Origin of the sequence: Streptomyces sp. NPDC048560, from assembly GCF_040650955.1 — a bacterium.
In the GTDB taxonomy this organism is placed as follows: Bacteria; Actinomycetota; Actinomycetes; order Streptomycetales; family Streptomycetaceae; genus Streptomyces.
This window is the reverse complement of record NZ_JBEZIJ010000007.1, coordinates 386,883-404,205: the sequence shown is the minus strand read 5'-3', so window position 1 is coordinate 404,205 and position 17,323 is coordinate 386,883. Positions and strand designations below refer to the sequence as shown.

16 protein-coding genes are annotated in these 17,323 nt (G+C 70.7%); 5 read left to right on the top strand and 11 right to left on the bottom strand.

Features of this window, described 5'->3' with window-relative positions:
• Positions 1-49: 49 nt before the first annotated feature.
• Positions 50-808, top strand: a complete 759-nt coding sequence (locus AB0C82_RS21045) for a MerR family transcriptional regulator (protein ID WP_362844092.1) — start codon at positions 50-52, stop codon at positions 806-808.
• An 80-nt stretch (positions 809-888) separates the two neighbouring features.
• Here the strand turns inward: AB0C82_RS21045 and AB0C82_RS21040 are convergent, their stop codons facing one another.
• Both AB0C82_RS21040 and AB0C82_RS21035 read right to left on the bottom strand, forming a co-directional pair.
• On the bottom strand, positions 889-1,371 hold the full coding sequence (locus AB0C82_RS21040; protein ID WP_362844090.1) for a hypothetical protein: 483 nt from the start codon (positions 1,369-1,371) through the stop codon (positions 889-891).
• Positions 1,372-1,457: 86 nt separating this feature from the next.
• On the bottom strand, positions 1,458-2,435 hold the full coding sequence (locus AB0C82_RS21035) for a chlorophyllase (RefSeq protein ID WP_362844088.1): 978 nt from the start codon (positions 2,433-2,435) through the stop codon (positions 1,458-1,460).
• A 167-nt stretch (positions 2,436-2,602) separates the two neighbouring features.
• Here AB0C82_RS21035 and AB0C82_RS21030 point away from each other — a divergent pair, with 167 nt between their 5' ends.
• Positions 2,603-3,196: a TetR/AcrR family transcriptional regulator gene (locus AB0C82_RS21030; protein WP_362844085.1), complete on the top strand. Its 594-nt coding sequence runs from the start codon at positions 2,603-2,605 to the stop codon at positions 3,194-3,196.
• A 167-nt stretch (positions 3,197-3,363) separates the two neighbouring features.
• On the opposite strand, the gene AB0C82_RS21025 is transcribed toward AB0C82_RS21030, so the two are convergent.
• A complete protein-coding gene (locus tag AB0C82_RS21025) occupies positions 3,364-4,521 on the bottom strand; it encodes an acyl-CoA dehydrogenase family protein (RefSeq protein WP_362844248.1) in 1,158 nt (385 codons plus the stop codon).
• 230 nt (positions 4,522-4,751) lie between these two features.
• Here AB0C82_RS21025 and AB0C82_RS21020 point away from each other — a divergent pair, with 230 nt between their 5' ends.
• Positions 4,752-6,095 carry a UDP-glucose/GDP-mannose dehydrogenase family protein gene (locus tag AB0C82_RS21020; protein ID WP_362844083.1) on the top strand — a complete coding sequence of 448 codons (1,344 nt, stop codon included), beginning with the start codon at positions 4,752-4,754 and terminating at the stop codon, positions 6,093-6,095.
• A gap of 69 nt (positions 6,096-6,164) precedes the next feature.
• On the opposite strand, the gene AB0C82_RS21015 is transcribed toward AB0C82_RS21020, so the two are convergent.
• Genes AB0C82_RS21015 through AB0C82_RS21005 form a run of 3 tightly spaced genes read right to left on the bottom strand, consistent with a single transcriptional unit; the run spans position 6,165 to position 9,037 of the window.
• On the bottom strand, positions 6,165-7,358 hold the full coding sequence (locus tag AB0C82_RS21015; RefSeq protein ID WP_362844080.1) for a dipeptidase: 1,194 nt from the start codon (positions 7,356-7,358) through the stop codon (positions 6,165-6,167).
• A gap of 6 nt (positions 7,359-7,364) precedes the next feature.
• Complete coding sequence (gene purE, locus AB0C82_RS21010) at positions 7,365-7,901, bottom strand: 5-(carboxyamino)imidazole ribonucleotide mutase (RefSeq protein WP_362844078.1); 537 nt, start codon at positions 7,899-7,901, stop codon at positions 7,365-7,367.
• A complete protein-coding gene (locus tag AB0C82_RS21005) occupies positions 7,898-9,037 on the bottom strand; it encodes a 5-(carboxyamino)imidazole ribonucleotide synthase (protein ID WP_362844075.1) in 1,140 nt (379 codons plus the stop codon). The genes purE and AB0C82_RS21005 overlap by 4 nt, the downstream gene beginning before the upstream one ends.
• 196 nt (positions 9,038-9,233) lie before the next feature.
• Here AB0C82_RS21005 and AB0C82_RS21000 point away from each other — a divergent pair, with 196 nt between their 5' ends.
• Positions 9,234-9,818, top strand: a complete 585-nt coding sequence (locus AB0C82_RS21000; RefSeq protein WP_362844072.1) for a GtrA family protein — start codon at positions 9,234-9,236, stop codon at positions 9,816-9,818.
• A 12-nt stretch (positions 9,819-9,830) separates the two neighbouring features.
• Here AB0C82_RS21000 and AB0C82_RS20995 read toward each other — a convergent pair whose 3' ends face one another.
• Together AB0C82_RS20995 and AB0C82_RS20990 are read right to left on the bottom strand one after the other, a co-directional pair.
• Positions 9,831-11,096, bottom strand: coding sequence for an ATP-binding protein (locus AB0C82_RS20995; protein WP_362844070.1), 1,266 nt, complete (start codon positions 11,094-11,096; stop codon positions 9,831-9,833).
• Between the two features lie 15 nt (positions 11,097-11,111).
• Positions 11,112-11,789 carry a response regulator transcription factor gene (locus tag AB0C82_RS20990; RefSeq protein WP_362844067.1) on the bottom strand — a complete coding sequence of 226 codons (678 nt, stop codon included), beginning with the start codon at positions 11,787-11,789 and terminating at the stop codon, positions 11,112-11,114.
• A 483-nt stretch (positions 11,790-12,272) separates the two neighbouring features.
• Here AB0C82_RS20990 and AB0C82_RS20985 point away from each other — a divergent pair, with 483 nt between their 5' ends.
• Entirely contained in the window at positions 12,273-13,760 is a 1,488-nt protein-coding gene (locus AB0C82_RS20985) for an oligopeptide:H+ symporter (protein ID WP_362844065.1), read from the top strand.
• Positions 13,761-13,832: 72 nt separating this feature from the next.
• Here AB0C82_RS20985 and AB0C82_RS20980 read toward each other — a convergent pair whose 3' ends face one another.
• From AB0C82_RS20980 to AB0C82_RS20970, 3 genes are all read right to left on the bottom strand, one after another.
• Positions 13,833-15,170: a hypothetical protein gene (locus AB0C82_RS20980; RefSeq protein ID WP_362844245.1), complete on the bottom strand. Its 1,338-nt coding sequence runs from the start codon at positions 15,168-15,170 to the stop codon at positions 13,833-13,835.
• Between the two features lie 14 nt (positions 15,171-15,184).
• Entirely contained in the window at positions 15,185-16,243 is a 1,059-nt protein-coding gene (locus AB0C82_RS20975; RefSeq protein WP_362844062.1) for a hypothetical protein, read from the bottom strand.
• 95 nt (positions 16,244-16,338) lie between these two features.
• A complete protein-coding gene (locus AB0C82_RS20970) occupies positions 16,339-17,322 on the bottom strand; it encodes a hypothetical protein (RefSeq protein WP_362844059.1) in 984 nt (327 codons plus the stop codon).
• Position 17,323 lies beyond the last annotated feature (1 nt).

Below are 17,323 nucleotides of genomic sequence, written 5' to 3'. Positions count from 1 at the left end.
ACAGGGCCGGAGAAACCGGCCCGGTGACGCGATCGTGAGGGAGAGGGCGATGGACTGGCCTATCGCGGAAGTCGCTCGGATGTCGGGTGTGACCGCCCGGACCCTGCGGCACTACGACGAGGTCGGCCTGCTGCCGCCCGCCCGGATCGGGGCGAACGGCCACCGCTACTACGAGGAGCACCAGCTGCTGCGGCTGCAGCAGATTCTCGTACTGCGGGCCTTGGGCGTGGGGCTTCCCGAGGTCGGCCGGATCCTGACCGAGCAGGTCGACGAGGTGGACGCCCTGCGCGGCCACCACCGGCGGCTGCTCGCCGAGCGGGACCGCCTCGACGCCCTGGCCGGCACCGTCTCCCGCACGATCGCCGAACTGGAACAGTCCAGGAAGGACGGCAATCCCATGACCATCAACCGACCGGAGAACCTGTTCGAGGGCATCCAGCCCTTTCAGTACCAGGAGAGCCTGCGCGACTTCCCCGAGCACGCCGAGGAAGTCGCCCGCACGGTCGCCGCGATGACCCCGCAGGACATCGAGGCCGGACAGCGCGAGCGCACGACACAGATGATCCTGCTGGCCGACCTGATGGCCGCCGGCCACCCGGCCGACGCCGCGCCCGTGCAGGCCCAGATCGACGCCCAGTACCAGGCCATGACCGAACTGCGGCCCGTCTCCGCCGAGGAGTACCGCGCCATCGGGCGCTCCTGCGTGGACAACAGCGCCTGGCGCGCCGCGTACGAGGCGATCGCACCGGGCCTGGCCGCCTACCAGCGCGACGCCATCGAGGCGTACGCCACCACCCGGCTCAGCTGACTGCTTTCCGGGCTGTCCCAGGAGACCAGCCCGGAAAGCAGCCGGTTCGTCGCACCAACGGGTTCACCTCGCCCGGCCTATCAGTTGCCGAGCGAGGTGCTGCCCGTCATCGTCACCATCGAGCCCCGGCCGAATGAGTGCCTCCCAACGAGCGGAACGATCGCTGGTGACGGAATCCTGGATCTGGTGCTCGCCGGCTTCGCGCTCACGGCCGTTGTGTACGCCGTGAAGGGCGTCCGCTTGCTCCGCGCCCGCCGCCGCCCGACGACTTGATCCGGAAGACAGGCCGGGGGGGAGTGGCTCAGAGGTCCGCGAACCCGGGCAGGGTCGTCCGCCGAGTCCGGATACAGGCAGTTGCCGTGCCACTCGCCGTTGGCGAGGGCGACGTAGACGTTCTCCGGCTCGTCCGCGTCGTCGGACGGAAGAGCCAACAGCCGCAGGGGTTCCCGCCCGGGAAGGGTCACCGCCAGGTCCCGGTTGAGGAGAGCGAGAGCCCGGTCCCACAGCGGGTACTCGCCCGGCAGGACTCGACGGGGCTCGGGGCCGTCGGAGAGAGCGCGCATGGGCACCATCCTCCGCCAGGCAGCGACGGTGCCCGCGGTCGGCTGCGGTTCGAACAGTGCGGGCGTCCGGGCAGCTGGCCCCAGGGCTACTTGGACTCGACTCGCCCTACCGGGTCGGGACCGGTCGTCAGTGCCTCGCGGGCGGTTTCCCACGTGGGAGCGCCCGGGTGGAGCTGGGTATGGAGGTAGGCCGCGGTGAGGCGGGCGAGGGCTGCGACTCGCTCGGGGCTCTCGTCGGTCGTCTCGGCGGCGTCGTATCCGGCGATCCCCCCGAGTCCGTGCTCCGCGTCGAACAGGGTGAGCAGGGTCTTGGGGCCGGGGGCGAGGGTGTAGGGGTCGGCGTGCCAGTCCGGCCCCCGGTCGGTGAAATGCCGGGGGTCGTCCTTGTCGCCGACGACGACCAGCGCGGGGGCGGTCATGCTGGAGAAATCGACGGCCCCGATGACCGGCCACTGCTTGGCCATGGGCCCGTTGAAGGCTTCGCCTCCGTTGCCGGGCGGGGCCAGCAGCACACCTGCCCTGATCCGCGGCTCGACGAGGTGCACCAGGTTCCCGGTGTCGGGGTCGGTGAGTCCGGCACCCAGCAGGAGGCCGGCGGTGAAGCCGCCGAGCGAGTGTCCGGCGAGGGCGACCTTGGTGTGGTCGATCCGTCCGGCGAGCCGCGGCACGGCGTGCTCGATCACGTCGAGCCGGTCGAGGATGTGCGTCATGTCCTCGGCGCGGGAGCGCCAGAAGTCGGGTGCGCCCGGCGCGTCCGCGACCAGGTGGCTCAGTGTCCTGGAGGTGAGGTGGGTGGGCTGGACGACGACGAATCCGTGTGCGGCCCAGAAGTCGGCGAGCGGCGCATAGCCGTTGAGCGAGGAGAGGTTGTTCGAGGGGCCGTGGCCGTGGGAGAGGAGGATGACGGGAAGGCCGGTTCCGGTCGCGGGCGCGGACACGCGCACCTGGAGGTCCACGGGACGGCCGGACACCGGCAGGACCACGGGGCCGAAGGAGAGGACCGGGACGGGCGAGCCCAAGGCGTCGCCGCCGGTGGAGGTGGAAGTGGAGGTGGAGGTGCTCACGATGTGGGTTCCCTTTCGTGGTGCCCGCCGCCCCCGGCCTCCCTGTGACCGGGGACGGGCAAGCCGATCAGGAGCGCCCCGCTTCGGATATCCTGAAACGGAACACTGCTCCGTCTAACATCCGGATCAGCGCTCCGTTTTGTCAAGCGGTGCCGAAGGAGAACGTGATGACCGAAATCCCCGCAGGGGAGGTGCCGTCCCGAAGCAAGCGGGCCGACGCCCAGCGCAACCGGCAGACGGTGCTCACCGCGGCAGCCGAGGTCTTCGTCACCTCCGGCGTCGACGCGCCCATCCGCCAGATCGCGGCCCGGGCAGGCGTCGGGATGGCCACGATCTACCGCCACTTCCCGACGCGGGCGGATCTCGTCACCGCCGTCTACCGCCACCAGATCGAGGCATGCGCCGAGGCGGGGCCGAAGCTGCTGGCCGGAGCCGACTCGCCGTTCGACGCGCTGCGCCGGTGGATCGACCTCTTCGTCGACTTCCTGGTCACCAAGCACGGACTCGCCGACGCCCTGCAGTCCGACAGCGACCGCTTCGCCGCGCTGCACTCCTACTTCCTGGACCGCCTGCTGCCCGTCTGCGCCCACCTGCTCGACGCTGCGCTCGACGCGGGTGAGATCAGGCCCGGCACGGAGCCCTACGAGCTGATGCGCGGCATCGGCAACCTCTGTGTCGGGCGCGACGACGACGCCCGCTACGACCCGCGACGCCTGATCGCCCTCCTCCTCCGGGGACTTCAGCAACCGCAGACGCCCTGAGGGCGACGGGGCGACGGCTCGACCGGCCCTCGCCGTGACCTTCGCGCGGCCTGGCGGCCACCCTTCGCCGCCGTTGCGGATTCTTCGTTGCGTCCGACGGCACGCAGGGCACACAGAACGGCCCCCGGCTCGGAAGCCGGGGGCCGTCGCTGGTCCGTGAAGCCGGGTTACGGCAGGTTGCGCGCCATGACGATGCGCTGGACCTGGTTCGTGCCCTCGTAGATCTGCGTGATCTTCGCGTCGCGCATCATGCGCTCCACCGGGTAGTCACGCGTGTAGCCGTAGCCGCCGAGCAGCTGGACCGCGTCCGTCGTGACCTCCATCGCGACGTCGGAGGCGAAGCACTTGGCGGCGGCACCGGCGAACGTGAGGTCGCTGTCGCCGCGCTCCGACTTGGCAGCGGCCGCGTACGTCAGCTGGCGGGCGGCCTCGATCTTCATGGCCATGTCCGCGAGCATGAACTGCACGCCCTGGAACTCCGCGATCGGCTTGCCGAACTGCTTGCGCTCCTGGACGTAGCCCTTGGCGTAGTCGAGGGCGCCCTGCGCGACGCCGAGCGCCTGGGCCGCGATCGTGATGCGCGTGTGGTCCAGGGTCTTCATCGCCGTGGCGAAGCCCGTACCCTCCTCGCCGATCATGCGGTCGGCGGGGATGCGGACGTTGTCGAGGTAGACCTCGCGGGTCGGGGAACCCTTGATGCCGAGCTTGCGCTCCGGGGCACCGAAGGAGACACCCTCGTCCGACTTCTCGACGACGAACGCCGAGATGCCCTTCGAGCGCTTCGTCGGGTCGGTGACGGCCATGACCGTGTAGTACTCGGAGACGCCCGCGTTGGTGATCCAGCGCTTCACGCCGTTGAGGACCCAGAAGTCACCGTCACGGACGGCCTTGGTCTTCATGCCCGCCGCGTCCGAACCGGCGTCCGGCTCGGAGAGGGCGTACGAGAACATCGCGTCGCCCTTGGCGAGCGGGCCCAGGTACTTCTTCTTCAGGTCCTCGGAGCCGGAGAGGATCACGGGGAGCGAGCCCAGCTTGTTCACGGCCGGGATGAGGGAGGAGGAGCAGCAGGCGCGCGCCACTTCCTCGATGACGATGACCGTGGCGAGCGCGTCGGCGCCGGCGCCGCCGTACTCCTCGGGCACGTGGACGGCGTGCAGGTCGGATGCGACGAGCGCGTCGAGGGCCTCCTGCGGGAAGCGGGCCTCCTCATCGACCGCTGCCGCGAACGGGGCGATCTTCGCTTCGGCGAGCGAGCGGAGCGTCTCGCGGAGCATGTCGTGCTCCTCCGCCGGACGGTACAGGTCGAAATCGGTCGAACCCGCCAAGACTCTCACTCCCCAAATGTGCTAACTACCGTTAAGTAACCCAATTTTAGTGGGCCGGGCGCGTAATGGCATACGCGGACGGCGCGTGAGCTTGATGACAGGGGTGGGGCAAACAGGGCATGTAGGGGAAGGGGACGGCGCGGGCAGCGGGCGGGTGGGGGAAAAGACGGGTTCCAGGGCCCGACTATGCTCGGCTCCGCACGCCCGTCCGTATCTCCCTGGAGCACTCGATGGCCCTCAAGATCACTGTGATCGGCACCGGCTACCTCGGCGCCACCCACGCCGCGGCCATGGCGGAGCTGGGCTTCGACGTCCTGGGGCTCGACGTCGTGCCGGAGAAGATCGAGATGCTCTCGGCCGGCAAGGTGCCGATGTACGAGCCGGGGCTCGAGGAGATGCTGCGGAAGCACGTCGCGGGGATCGAGGGTTCGACCGGGCGGCTGCGGTTCACCACCTCCTGGGAGGAGGTGGGGGCCTTCGGCGACGTCCACTTCGTCTGCGTGAACACCCCGCAGAAGCACGGCGAGTACGCCTGCGACATGAGCTACGTGGACAGCGCCTTCGAGTCGCTCGCACCGCAGCTGACCCGCTCGGCCCTCGTCGTCGGGAAGTCCACCGTCCCGGTGGGCTCCGCCGCACGGCTCGCGGAGCGGCTCGCGGAACTGGCGCCGGTCGGGGCCGACGCCGAACTGGCCTGGAACCCGGAGTTCCTGCGGGAGGGCTTCGCCGTGCAGGACACCCTGCACCCGGACCGGATCGTCGTCGGGGTGCGGAGCGAGCGGGCCGAGAAGCTGCTGCGCGAGGTGTACGCGGGGCCGGTCGGTGAAGGGTCGCCGTTCGTGGTGACGGACTACCCGACCGCCGAGCTGGTCAAAACGTCCGCGAACTCGTTCCTCGCGACCAAGATCTCCTTCATCAACGCCATGGCCGAGGTCTGCGAGGCGGCCGACGGTGACGTGGTGAAGCTGGCCGAGGCGATCGGTCACGACGACCGCATCGGGAAGAAGTTCCTGCGCGCGGGCATCGGGTTCGGCGGTGGCTGCCTGCCCAAGGACATCCGGGCGTTCATGGCGCGCGCGGGCGAACTGGGAGCGGACCAGGCGCTGACGTTCCTGCGCGAGGTCGACTCGATCAACATGCGGCGCCGCGGGCACATGGTCGAGCTGGCGCTGGAGGCCGTGGGCGGCGGTTCGTTCCTCGGGCAGCGGGTGGCCGTGCTCGGTGCGACGTTCAAGCCGGACTCGGACGACGTACGGGATTCGCCGGCGCTGAACGTGGCCGGGCAGATCCACCTCCAGGGTGGTCAGGTCACGGTGTACGACCCGAAGGGCATGGACAACGCGCGGCGGCTCTTCCCCACGCTCGCGTACGCGGACTCGGCGCTCGAAGCGGTGCGCGGCGCGGACGTGGTGCTGCACCTGACGGAGTGGCGCGAGTTCCGTGAGCTCGACCCGGCGGAGCTGGGCGGGGTGGCGACGCGGAAGATCATTCTGGATGGGCGCAACGCCCTTGACCCCACGGTGTGGCGTGAGGCGGGCTGGACGTACCGGGCCATGGGACGCCCGAAGGCGTAGAGCCGCGGCACGAGGACAGTCGCGTCCGCTTCACGGGCCCGGACACGCCGGGCCCGTGAAGCGGACGTCTCAGATCGCGTGCCCGTCCACTTCGCCGATCGTGGCGTGGGAGGGGCCGTAACGGGCGCTGAGGTCGCGGGCGACGGCTTCCGCATCGCGCAGCACCCGCACGGCGTTGCGCCAGGTCAGCTTGGCGAGGTCGGCGTCGGACCAGCCGCGGCTGAGGAGCTCCGCGATCAGGTTCGGGTAGCCGGCGACGTCCCGCAGGCCCTCCGGGAGGAAGGCCGTGCCGTCGAAGTCACCGCCGATGCCGATGTGGTTGATCCCGGCCACCTCGCGCATGTGGTCGAGGTGGTCGGCGATCGTGGCCACGGTGGCCTCGGGGCGCGGGTAGGCCGCCTCGAAGTCGGCGTGGACGCGCATGGCCGCCGACGTGGTGTCCAGGTGGTGCAGACCGTGCTCGCGCATGTTGCGGTCGGCGGCCAGTGTCCAGGCGACCGCCGCCGGGAGGACGAACTTCGGCACGAAGGTCGCCATGGCCACACCACCGTTGGCGGGCAGCTGCGCGAGCACGTCGTCGGGGATGTTGCGCGGGTGGTCGCAGATCGCACGGGAGGAGGAGTGCGAGAAGATCACCGGCGCGGTCGAGGTGGCGAGCGCCTGACGCATGGTCGTGGCCGCCACGTGCGAGAGGTCGACCAGCATCCCGATGCGGTTCATCTCGCGTACGACCTCACGGCCGAACGCCGACAGGCCACCGATGCGCGGGACGTCGGTCGCCGAGTCCGCCCAGTCGATGTTGTCGTTGTGCGTCAGCGTCATGTAGCGCACGCCGAGCGCGTGCAGGGCGCGCAGCGTGCCCAGCGAGTTGTTGATGGAGTGGCCGCCCTCGGCGCCCATCAACGAGGCGATACGGCCCTCGGCGCGGGCGATCTCCATGTCGTCCGCGGTCAGCGCCCGCCGCAGGTCCGCGGGGTAGCGGGCCAGCAGCTCGGCGACGACGTCGATCTGTTCGAGGGTGGCGCTGACGGCGGCGTCACCGGCGAGGTCGCTGCGGACGTACACCGACCAGAACTGCGCGCCGACGCCGCCGGCCCGCAGCCGCGGGATGTCGGTGTGCAGGGCGCCGGTCTGGTCCCTGGCGATGTCACGGGCGTCCAGGTCGTAGCCGACCTGTTCGCGCAGGGCCCACGGCAGGTCGTTGTGGCCGTCGACGACGGGGTGGGCGGCGAGGAGCTCCCGGGCCCGGTCCAGGTAGTCCACGGTCCCCTACTTCCCGAAGCCGAAGGAGTCGGAACCCTCGACCTTGGCCCGGAGCCGTTTCCCCTTCTCCGTCGCCTGGTCGTTCAGTTCCTGCAGGAAGTCCTTCATCCGGGTCTGCAGCTCGCTGTCGTGGGCGGCGAGGATGCGGGCGGCGAGCAGGCCCGCGTTGCGCGCTCCGCCGACCGAGACGGTGGCGACCGGGATTCCGGCGGGCATCTGCACGATGGAGAGCAGGCTGTCCATGCCGTCGAGGTACTTCAGCGGGACGGGGACACCGATGACGGGCAGCGGGGTCACGGAAGCGAGCATCCCGGGCAGGTGGGCCGCGCCTCCCGCGCCCGCGATGATCGCCTTGAGGCCGCGGTCGGCGGCCCTCTCGCCGTACGCGATCATCTCGCGCGGCATCCGGTGGGCGGAGACGACATCGACCTCGTAGGGGATCTCGAACTCGTCGAGGACCTTCGCGGCGGCCTCCATGACGGGCCAGTCGGAGTCCGAGCCCATGACGATGCCGATGACGGGGGCGGTACCGGGGGAAGTCATTCGGTGATTGTTCCTCGCAGGTAGTCGGCCGCGTGCCGGGCGCGCTCCCGCACGTCCGCCAGGTCGTCGCCGTAGGTGTTGACGTGTCCGACCTTGCGGCCGGGCTTCACGTCCTTGCCGTACATGTGGATCTTGAGCTGCGGGTCGCGGGCCATGCAGTGCAGGTACGCCTGGTACATGTCCGGGTAGTCCCCGCCGAGGACGTTGCACATGACCGTCCACGTGGCACGCGGGCGCGGGTCGCCGAGCGGGAGGTCCAGGACGGCCCGCACGTGGTTGGCGAACTGCGAGGTGATCGCACCGTCCTGGGTCCAGTGCCCGGAGTTGTGGGGGCGCATCGCCAGCTCGTTGACGAGGATGCGTCCGTCACGGGTCTCGAACAGCTCGACGGCGAGGTGGCCGACCACGCCGAGCTCGGCGGCGATACGCAGCGCGAGCTGCTGCGCCTCGCCCGCCAGCCGCTCGTCCAGCTCGGGGGCGGGGGCGATGACCGTGTCGCAGACGCCGTCGACCTGGATCGACTCGACGACCGGGTAGGCGACGGCCTGGCCGTGCGGAGAGCGGACGATGTTGGCCGCCAGCTCCCGTACGAAGTCGACCTTCTCCTCCGCGAGGACGGGAACGCCGGCCCGGAAGGGCTCGGCCGCGTCCTTCTCGGAGCGGACGACCCACACGCCCTTGCCGTCGTATCCGCCGCGGACCGTCTTGAGGATCACGGGGAAGCCGCCGGCCTCGGCGGCGAAGGCCGCCACGTCCGCCGGGTCCGCCACGAGGCGGTGGCGGGGGCAGGGGGCGCCGATCTCGATGAGCTTGGCACGCATGACCCCCTTGTCCTGGGCGTGCACCAGGGCGTCGGGGCCGGGGCGGACGGGGATGCCGTCCGCTTCCAGGGCGCGGAGGTGCTCCGTGGGGACGTGCTCGTGATCGAAGGTGATCACGTCACATCCGCGCGCGAAGGCTCGCAGCGTGTCCAGGTCGCGATAGTCGCCGATGACGACTTCGCTCACCACCTGGGCGGCCGAGTCCTGAGGGGTGTCACTGAGGAGCTTGAATTTCAGGCCGAGGGGGATACCCGCCTCGTGGGTCATACGGGCGAGCTGACCGCCGCCGACCATGCCGACTACCGGGAACGTCACTCCTCCAGAGTATCCGCCGCGCCGGGGCTCCCCGGACGGTGGACCGCCCGCGGTCCGACGACGGTCCGACCGGCATCCGCCAACAGCCGCACGTCACGGCATCGCCACCCTCCTCAGCTCTCACCGGCATCACACGGGAGGGCTGGTTAGCATGGCCGGGTTGACGAAACCGAACGGACGGGGCTGAGCGATCACCATGGACGAACGTGGCGCATTGCGGGCCCGCATCGACCTGCTGGGCCGGGAGGTCGCCAAGTTCGGTGCGGTCGGTGCCGTCGGGGTGCTCGTCAACATCGCGGTCTCGAACCTGATCTGGCGCACCACGGACATTCCGGTGGTCCGGGCGGGCCTGATGGCGACCTGTGTGGCCATCCTCTGCAACTACGTCGGCTTCCGTTACTTCACCTACCGGGACCGCGACAAGAGACGCCGGACGCGGGAGCTGATGCTCTTCCTGGTGTTCAGCGCCGTGGGCGCGGTGATCGAGGTCGGGGTGCTGTACGCGGCGACGTACTGGTTCGGCTGGGACACCCCGCTGCAGAACAACATCTTCAAGATCGTCGGAATCGGGATCGCGACCCTGTTCCGGTTCTGGTCGTACCGGACCTGGGTGTTCAAGGCGCTGCCTGCCAAAGAGACCGAAGAGGTAGCGGAGGCAGGAGAGGCAGCGGACACTGTCGCGGCGCCCGAGTTGCCGCAGGCCGCAGAGGTGCCCCAGGCGCCGGCGCCTGCGCTGGTCGAGCAGGTCACGCGGGTGGAGTCCGGCCCCGTACCCAACTGAGACGCTCCCCGGTCAGCGCACCGGGCGGTCCGGGTCGTCGCGTTTCCTGGCCACCCGGCTGAGGAAGAGCGCGAACACCGGGGGCTGCTGCTGGAGCAGCTCCAGCCGGCCACCGTCCGCCTCCGCGAGGTCCCGGGCGACGGCGAGCCCGATCCCGGTGGAGTTGCGGCCGCTGATGGTGCGCTCGAAGATCCGCGCGCCGAGGTCGGCGGGCACGCCCGGGCCCTCGTCCGTCACCTCGATGACCACCTGGTTTCCGGTGACGCGGGTACGCAGCGCGACGGTGCCGCCTCCGTGCATCAGCGAGTTCTCGATCAGGGCGGCGAGCACCTGGGCCACCGCACCTGGTGTCCCCACGGCCCGCAGCCCGTGCTTGCCCGAGCAGACGACGGCGCGGCCGGCGCTGCGGTAGGCGGGGCGCCACTCCTCGATCTGCTGCTTGACGACCTCGTCGAGGTCGAAGACGACGGCGGAGCCGGTGCGCGGGTCGCGGGAGTTCGTCAGCAGCCGCTGCACCACGTCGGTCAGCCGCTCGACCTGCGTGAGGGCGATGTGGGCCTCTTCCTTCACCGTCTCCAGGTCCTCGGTGACGGAGATCTCCTCGATCCGCATGGAGAGCGCGGTCAGCGGGGTGCGGAGCTGGTGCGAGGCGTCGGCGGCCAGGCGCCGTTCCGCCGTCAGCATCCGGGCGATCCGCTCGGCGGACGAGTCCAGGACATCGGCGACGCGGTCCAGCTCAGGGACCCCGTACCGCTTGTGCCGGGGGCGCGGGTCGCCGGAGCCGAGGCGTTCCGCCGTCTCGGCGAGGTCGGTCAGCGGTGAGGCGAGCCGGTTGGCCTGGCGTACGGCGAGGAGCACCGCTGAGACGATCGCGAGGAGCGCCACCGCGCCGATGATCAGCAGGGTGCGCCCGAGTTCCCGGGTGACGGCCGAACCGGATTCCTCGACGGTGACCCTCTCGCCCTGCTCCCCCGTCGCCGTGCTGCTGATGACGCTGCCGCCGGGGCGCTTGCCGACCTCGATGGGTGCCCGGCCCGGGATCTCGACGCGTGCGTAGCGGTTGGAGTCGACCTGCTCGGCCAGTACGCCCGCCGTGATCCGCTCCTCGCCGAGGAGGCGGCTGTCGACGACGCTGATCAGCCGCAGCGCCTCGGAGTCGACGCTCTCCTGGGCGCTGCTGCTGATGGTGCGGCTCTCCACCAGGACGAGGGATACGCCGAAGACGGCGATCACCACGAGCACCACGGCGAGCGTGGAGTTGATCAGTCGACGGCGCATGACTGTCTCTGTACGTCAGCTCTTCTCGAACCGGAAGCCGACGCCCCGGACGGTCGCGATGTAGCGGGGGTTGGCCGCGTCGTCGCCGAGCTTCTTGCGGAGCCAGGAGATGTGCATGTCGAGCGTCTTGGTGGAGGACCACCAGGTGGTGTCCCAGACCTCGCGCATCAGCTGGTCGCGGGTGACGACCCGGCCTGCGTCCCGCACGAGGACGCGCAGGAGATCGAATTCCTTGGCGGTGAGCTGGAGTTCCTCCTCGCCCATCCATGCCCGGTGCGACTCGACGTCGATCCGGACGCCGTGGGTGGCCGGCTGCACGGCGGGCTCGGTGGCGCCGCGGCGCAGCAGGGCGCGGACCCGGGCCAGCAGTTCGGCGAGGCGGAAGGGCTTGGTGACGTAGTCGTCGGCCCCGGCGTCGAGACCCACCACGGTGTCGACCTCGTCGGCGCGTGCGGTGAGCACCAGGATCGGTACGGCGAGTCCGTCGCCGCGCAGTCGGCGGGCGACTTCGAGGCCGTCCATGCCTGGCAGCCCCAGGTCGAGCACGACGAGATCGATGCCGCCCTGGAGTCCGGCGTCCAGCGCGGTCGGGCCGTCCTGCCGGACCTCGACCTCGTAACCCTCCCGACGCAGTGCGCGGGCCAGCGGCTCCGAGATGGATGCGTCGTCCTCGGCGAGCAGTACACGGGTCATGTGGTGATGGTAGTCCGCACGGAGGGCTCGGAGTGAGGTACCGGGAAGCCCCTCTGTACCTGGGCGGCAAATGATCCCTGGACCTTCGAATATGAGAGCCTGGCTTCAACGTCACCTGTGATCCATGTCTCAAGTCCTTTCATATGCCGCACTGTCGTGTCGTATGGTGTTCCGACGCCTGATGCACTACCGAAGGACCTTTAGGACGCCTGAGCGCCGAAGGTCACTTTTATGTGCGGGCCGGTACCCGCCGGCCTCAAGGCGAATGACCTGTGGGCCGGGCCCGGCGCGTTCTCGCGTGCCGGGTGTGGATCCCGATGCGGTCTGCCTCACGGCTACGGCACCGACTCCGTACGGAGAGCGATGACCTGAGCGAGTTCCCTTCGAGTGGAGGGGGCGGGGCACGCCGCGCCGGTGCCGGCCACCCCCCACCGGGCGCGTACCGCTCACGAGGCGACGCGTCCCGACCAGCAAGGATCGACCATGGCTTCCAGCCTGACGAAGGAAGCCGCCGGCGCGACCGGCGGCAAGACCTTCTTCGGCCACCCCCGCGGCCTGGCCACACTCTTCATGACGGAGATGTGGGAGCGCTTCAGCTACTACGGAATGCGCGCACTCCTCCCGCTCTACCTGATCGCCCCCAACGGGCTCGACATGGACGCGGGTACGGCCACCGCGATCTACTCGGTCTACCTGTCGCTGGTCTACCTGCTCGCCATGCCCGGCGGCTGGTTCGGTGACCGCGTCTGGGGTCCCCGCAAGACCGTCGCCATCGCCGGCGGGGTCATCATGGTCGGCCACCTGACGCTGGCGCTGCCCTCCGAGGGCACCTTCTTCGCCGGTCTCGGACTCGTGGCGATCGGCTCCGGCCTGCTGAAGTCCAACATCTCGACGATGGTCGGCCACCTCTACGACGGCCCGGACGACCCGCGCCGTGACGGTGGCTTCACGATCTTCTACATGGGCATCAACATGGGTGCCTTCGCTGCGCCCCTGGTCATCGGCACCATCGGTGAGAACGTCAACTGGCACCTGGGCTTCGCGATCGCCGCACTCGGCATGGGTCTCGGCGTCGCGCAGTTCCTGCTCGGTACGCGTCACCTGAACGAGCGCAGCCTCGTCGTCCCGAAGCCGCTGGATCCGGCCGAGCGCGCGTCGACCCTGCGCAAGGCCATGATCTGGATGGGCGTCGCCGCCGTCTTCTACATCGGCACGGTCGTCACGGGCGTCTACACGCTCAACTGGCTCCTGGTCCCGATCACCGTCGCCGGTCTGGTCATCCCGGTGGTCGTCCTGGCGCGCATCAAGCGCGACAAGGACCTCAGCACCGCCGAGCAGTCGAAGATGTCCGGCTACATCTGGTTCTTCGTCGCGGCCGCCATCTTCTGGATGATCTACGACCAGGGCGGCTCGACGCTGGCGATCTTCGCCGAGTCCTCGGCCGAGAACTCGGTCCTCGGCTGGGACTTCCCGGTCTCCTGGTACCAGTCGGTCAACCCGGTCCTGATCATGGCGCTGGCCCCGGTCTTCGCCGCTTTCTGGCTGGCGCTGAACCGTCGGGGCAAGGAGCCGAGCACGATCGTGAAGTTCAGCTCCGGTCTGGTGCTGGTCGGTGCGTCGTTCTTCGTCTTCCTGATGCCGCTGACGATCGCGGGTGACGGCCACAAGGCCGCCGCGATGTGGCTGGTCGCGATCTACTTCATCCAGACCGTCGCCGAGCTGACGCTCTCCCCGGTCGGTCTCTCCGTCACCACGAAGATGGCTCCGGCCAAGTACGCCAGCCAGATGATGGGTGTCTGGTTCCTGGCCGTGACGGCCGGTGACTGCACCACTGGTCTGCTGTCCATCGCCGGTGTCGAACTCAACGGCACCGGGGTGGTCGCCCTGCAGGCCGCCCTCGCGGTGGTCGCCGGTATCGCGATCTTCATGTACCGCGGCAAGGTGAAGGAACTGATGGGCAACGTCCGCTGACGTAGCCGGCACACGTACGGAGGGCCGTCGCACCGATCCCGGTGCGGCGGCCCTCCTTCGTCGTACTCCCGGTCAGCGCGTTCCGCGCAGCCTGCGCCACGGGGTGAACGTGAACACCGCGCCGCCGAGCAGGATGGCCGTACCGGCCACCAGGCCCAGCGCCCGCAGCGCGCCGTCCTCCTGGGCCCCGGTGTCCGCGAGGCCCCCGCCGGAGTCCGTGCCGCCCCCCGACGCGGCACCGCCCGCCGCCGCTCCGCCACCGGACGCGCCGCCCGGCTGAGCCGCGGTGTCGAGCTCCAGCGACGGGGCGACCGATCCCTTGACCTTGCAGGGGATGTTGATCTTCGACGCACCCAGGGTCACGTCGATCGTCAGGGTGCCGGGGCTCAGAGTCGACTTCCCTGACGCGCCGGGCTTGTAGGTGCCGGTCATGTCGGGCAGGTCGACCGGCTTGCCCTGCTCCAGCGGTGCGGCGTTGGCGGGGCCGGTGACCTTCACCGAGCCCTTGTCGGCGCCGCCGACGACGACGTCCATGGACGGCTTGAGCGCACCGGCGGGAAGCGCGGCGGGGCTGTCCATCACGCCCTTGGCCGTCTTGACCGTGAGCGCGTAGCTTCCGCCGTCCTTCCTGGCGTTGATCGTCACCTTGGAGGCGATACCGGCCGGGCCCGGTGAGGTGCAGGCGAAGTCGACCGCGACCTCCTTGCCCGGGAAGTCGGTCCCGCCGCTGCCGCCGCCGGTGCCACCGGAGTCCGTACCACCGGCATCGCTGCCGCCGGCGGTCGTCCCGCCGGCTGTCGTACCCCCTGCCGTGGTGCCGCCCGCTGTCGTACCGCCCGCCGTGGTGCCGCCGGACGTCGTACCGCCCGATGTCGTGCCGCCGCCTTCCGTCACCTTGATCGTGGCGCCCGGCTGGACCGCCTCCTTCGGGGCGCACTTGGTGTCCGTGGAGATCGGCTTGGACACGTTGATGTTGTACGCGTCCGGCGTCAGCGTGAGCTCGCCCGCCTTCTCCAGCTTCAGCGTCCCCTTCATGTCGGGCAGCACCATGGGGCTGTTCTTGGGGATCGGCGGGTTCTGCCGGGGCCCTTCGAGCTTGAGCTCACCGCTCGCCGCCCCGCCCAGCTTCACCGTGCCTGACGGCTTCACCGTGTCCTTGTCCAGGTCCAGGACGTCGGGGTTCTTGGAGGCGGCCGTGACCGTCTTCCATACGATCTCGACCTCGTCCCCGACCTTCGCCTCCGCCGGGGCGCTCAGCTGCACCTTCGTGGTGCCCTGGACGGGTGGCAGTCCGGAAATCGACGGCGGAATGCACTCCGTCGCGTACGAGACGTCGGCGGCCTGGGCTGGGCTCGCGACCAGCAGAATCCCCGCCCCGCCGAGCATCAGCGCGACTCCGGCCGCGCTCATCCTCCGTTGCGTGCTCACGAATGTCCCTTCGTCGTGGGTCTGTTCTCTGACGGTGCGGAATCCGGGGTGAACCACGGCAGCGAGGCCGAGGTCGTGGTGCTCAGGGGCGCGACGGCTCGGCCTCGCCGCCGGGGACGGTGACGTGCGGGGCGCGGACGGCTCGCGGCGGGGCGGGGCCGCACCTTGTCGACGACCGCCATGCCGATACGGAACACGGCGGCCGGCACGACGACGCACAGCAGGATCCAGAAGAGCGTCACGCCCCAGGGCCGGCCCACCCGCCACGGCTGCTCGGCCAGCACCTTGGTGCCGTACCGCAGGGAGACCTGGTAGTCGCCGTGCGCGCCCGCGGCCAGCTCGACCGGCAGCTCGATCTGCGCCTTGCGGCCGGGCGCGACCGTGCCGCGCCACTGCCGTTCCTCCCACTGGGGGGCGTAGACGCCGTGCGCGGTGCCGATCTCGAAGACGGGGTCCTTGACCGGGGCGGAGCCGAGGTTGCCGACGGTGAGGACGAGTTTGCGGGAGGCCGGGGCTCCGAACCACGTGAGCAGACCGCTGTCGCCCGCCAGCCGCGTGGTCGCCAGCACGGCGAGCTTCCCGCCTCCGGTCTCACGGGGCAGAGGTGCGGTCGGGTGTCCGGCGACCTCGAACACCACGTCGGCGGTGGCCTGTTCGCCGGTGACCGTGGCCACGTGCACCACACAGGGGCAGGGCACGGGCGGTTCGGCGACCGGCATCTCCTTGGCGAAGCCGCCCGTCCTGCCGGTGGTGACGGCGCGCCCCTGCGCGTTGGCGCAGGAGTTGGTGCCACCGATCACGCCCTCGGCGGGTGTGGCCCGTCCGCAGATCAGCATCATCAGCAGGGTGCCGGGGTGCCAGTCACGGCCCTTGACGGTGATCCGGCCGCCCTTGCCCGCCTGCTGGGCGGAGAGCGTGACGGTGGGCCTGCCCTCGGCGGCGGACGCGGCGGACGCGGCGGAGGCGCCGACGGCGGGCAGGAGGAGGAGAAGGGACAGGAGGGTGGGGAGCAGGGCGAGCAGCCGCATGCCGGTCCGGCGGCCGACGGGCCGCATGGGCCCTTCTCCCGTCACTCCGGTCCCTCCGGCCTCTCCGGCCCTTGCGACCCCTCTGGCCTCTTCGGCCCCTCCGACCGCTCTGGCCTCTCTGGTCACGTGTGCGCTCCTGCCTTCGCCAAGTGCCGTTCGGAAGTCCCTGGTTCGCCGGTCGGCTGCGGGCCGGACGGGTCGCGGTCCGGCGCCTCGCCGCGTCCGCGTCGCCGTAGCGCGTACCCGCCCGCGCCGGCCGCCGCGAGCACCAGCAGTACGCCGGTCAGCGGGACCCAGGGGACGTACACCGCAAGGGCCGACGCCTCACCGCGCGCCCCGCCCGCCGCCGTGACGCCCAGCCGGACGGTGACCCGGTCGAAGGCGGGGGCGTCGGGCCAGGATTCGGTCAGGTCGACCCGCTGTCCGGGCAGGAGCTCCACCGGGAGTGCGCGGGCCGGCCGACGGGGGAACGCGCCGGTCAGCCCCTCGGCTCTGACGGTCAGACGGGGTACGAGGACCGTGTTCCCCCGGTTGACGAGGGCGTAGCGGATGGTCCGCCCGGAGACCGTGACGTCCTCGACGGAGAGCGCGGCCAGACTCGGTCCGCTCACCCGCAGATGCACGCGCACGCCCACCTCGCGTCCTCCGCTCACGGCGAGGACGGCGCCGGAGTGGTCCCCGGGGGTCGCGCCGGACGGGACGGTGACGGCGAACGGGACCTCCGCGCGGGTCCTGGCCGGTACGGTCACCTCACGCGAGGCGAGCCGCAGCCAGGCGCCCGTGCCGGATGACCGCTTCGTCCCCCGCGCGGCGGAGCCACCGAACGTCGCGTCGTACGCGTCGGCGCCCCGCAGTCGTACGGTGACCGGCGTGCGGCCTGGGTTGGTCACCGAGAGCCTGTCCTCCAGTACGGCACCGGGTGCGCCCTCCAGGTAGAAGTAGGGCCGTCCGTCGCCGCCGGGCCGCGCACCGCCTCCGGTGGGCTCCGCGGACCAGGCCCCCGGGACCGCGTCCGGGCGGTCGGCGCCGGCTGCCGGGGGGACGGCGAGGGCGCACAGGAGTGCGGCGAGCGCCGCTCGGGCGGCGTGGCCGGTCGACAGCGACATG

Coding starts and splice junctions, on each gene's coding strand:
- AB0C82_RS21045 (WP_362844092.1), top strand. CDS start 50: ATGGACTGGCCTATCGCGGAAGTCGCTCGGATGTCGGGTGTGACCGCC.
- AB0C82_RS21040 (WP_362844090.1), bottom strand. CDS start 1,371: ATGCGCGCTCTCTCCGACGGCCCCGAGCCCCGTCGAGTCCTGCCGGGC.
- AB0C82_RS21030 (WP_362844085.1), top strand. CDS start 2,603: ATGACCGAAATCCCCGCAGGGGAGGTGCCGTCCCGAAGCAAGCGGGCC.
- AB0C82_RS21020 (WP_362844083.1), top strand. CDS start 4,752: ATGGCCCTCAAGATCACTGTGATCGGCACCGGCTACCTCGGCGCCACC.
- purE (WP_362844078.1), bottom strand. CDS start 7,901: ATGACTTCCCCCGGTACCGCCCCCGTCATCGGCATCGTCATGGGCTCG.
- AB0C82_RS21000 (WP_362844072.1), top strand. CDS start 9,234: ATGGACGAACGTGGCGCATTGCGGGCCCGCATCGACCTGCTGGGCCGG.
- AB0C82_RS20995 (WP_362844070.1), bottom strand. CDS start 11,096: ATGCGCCGTCGACTGATCAACTCCACGCTCGCCGTGGTGCTCGTGGTG.
- AB0C82_RS20990 (WP_362844067.1), bottom strand. CDS start 11,789: ATGACCCGTGTACTGCTCGCCGAGGACGACGCATCCATCTCGGAGCCG.
- AB0C82_RS20985 (WP_362844065.1), top strand. CDS start 12,273: ATGGCTTCCAGCCTGACGAAGGAAGCCGCCGGCGCGACCGGCGGCAAG.
- AB0C82_RS20980 (WP_362844245.1), bottom strand. CDS start 15,170: ATGAGCGCGGCCGGAGTCGCGCTGATGCTCGGCGGGGCGGGGATTCTG.
- AB0C82_RS20975 (WP_362844062.1), bottom strand. CDS start 16,243: ATGCGGCCCGTCGGCCGCCGGACCGGCATGCGGCTGCTCGCCCTGCTC.
- AB0C82_RS20970 (WP_362844059.1), bottom strand. CDS start 17,322: ATGTCGCTGTCGACCGGCCACGCCGCCCGAGCGGCGCTCGCCGCACTC.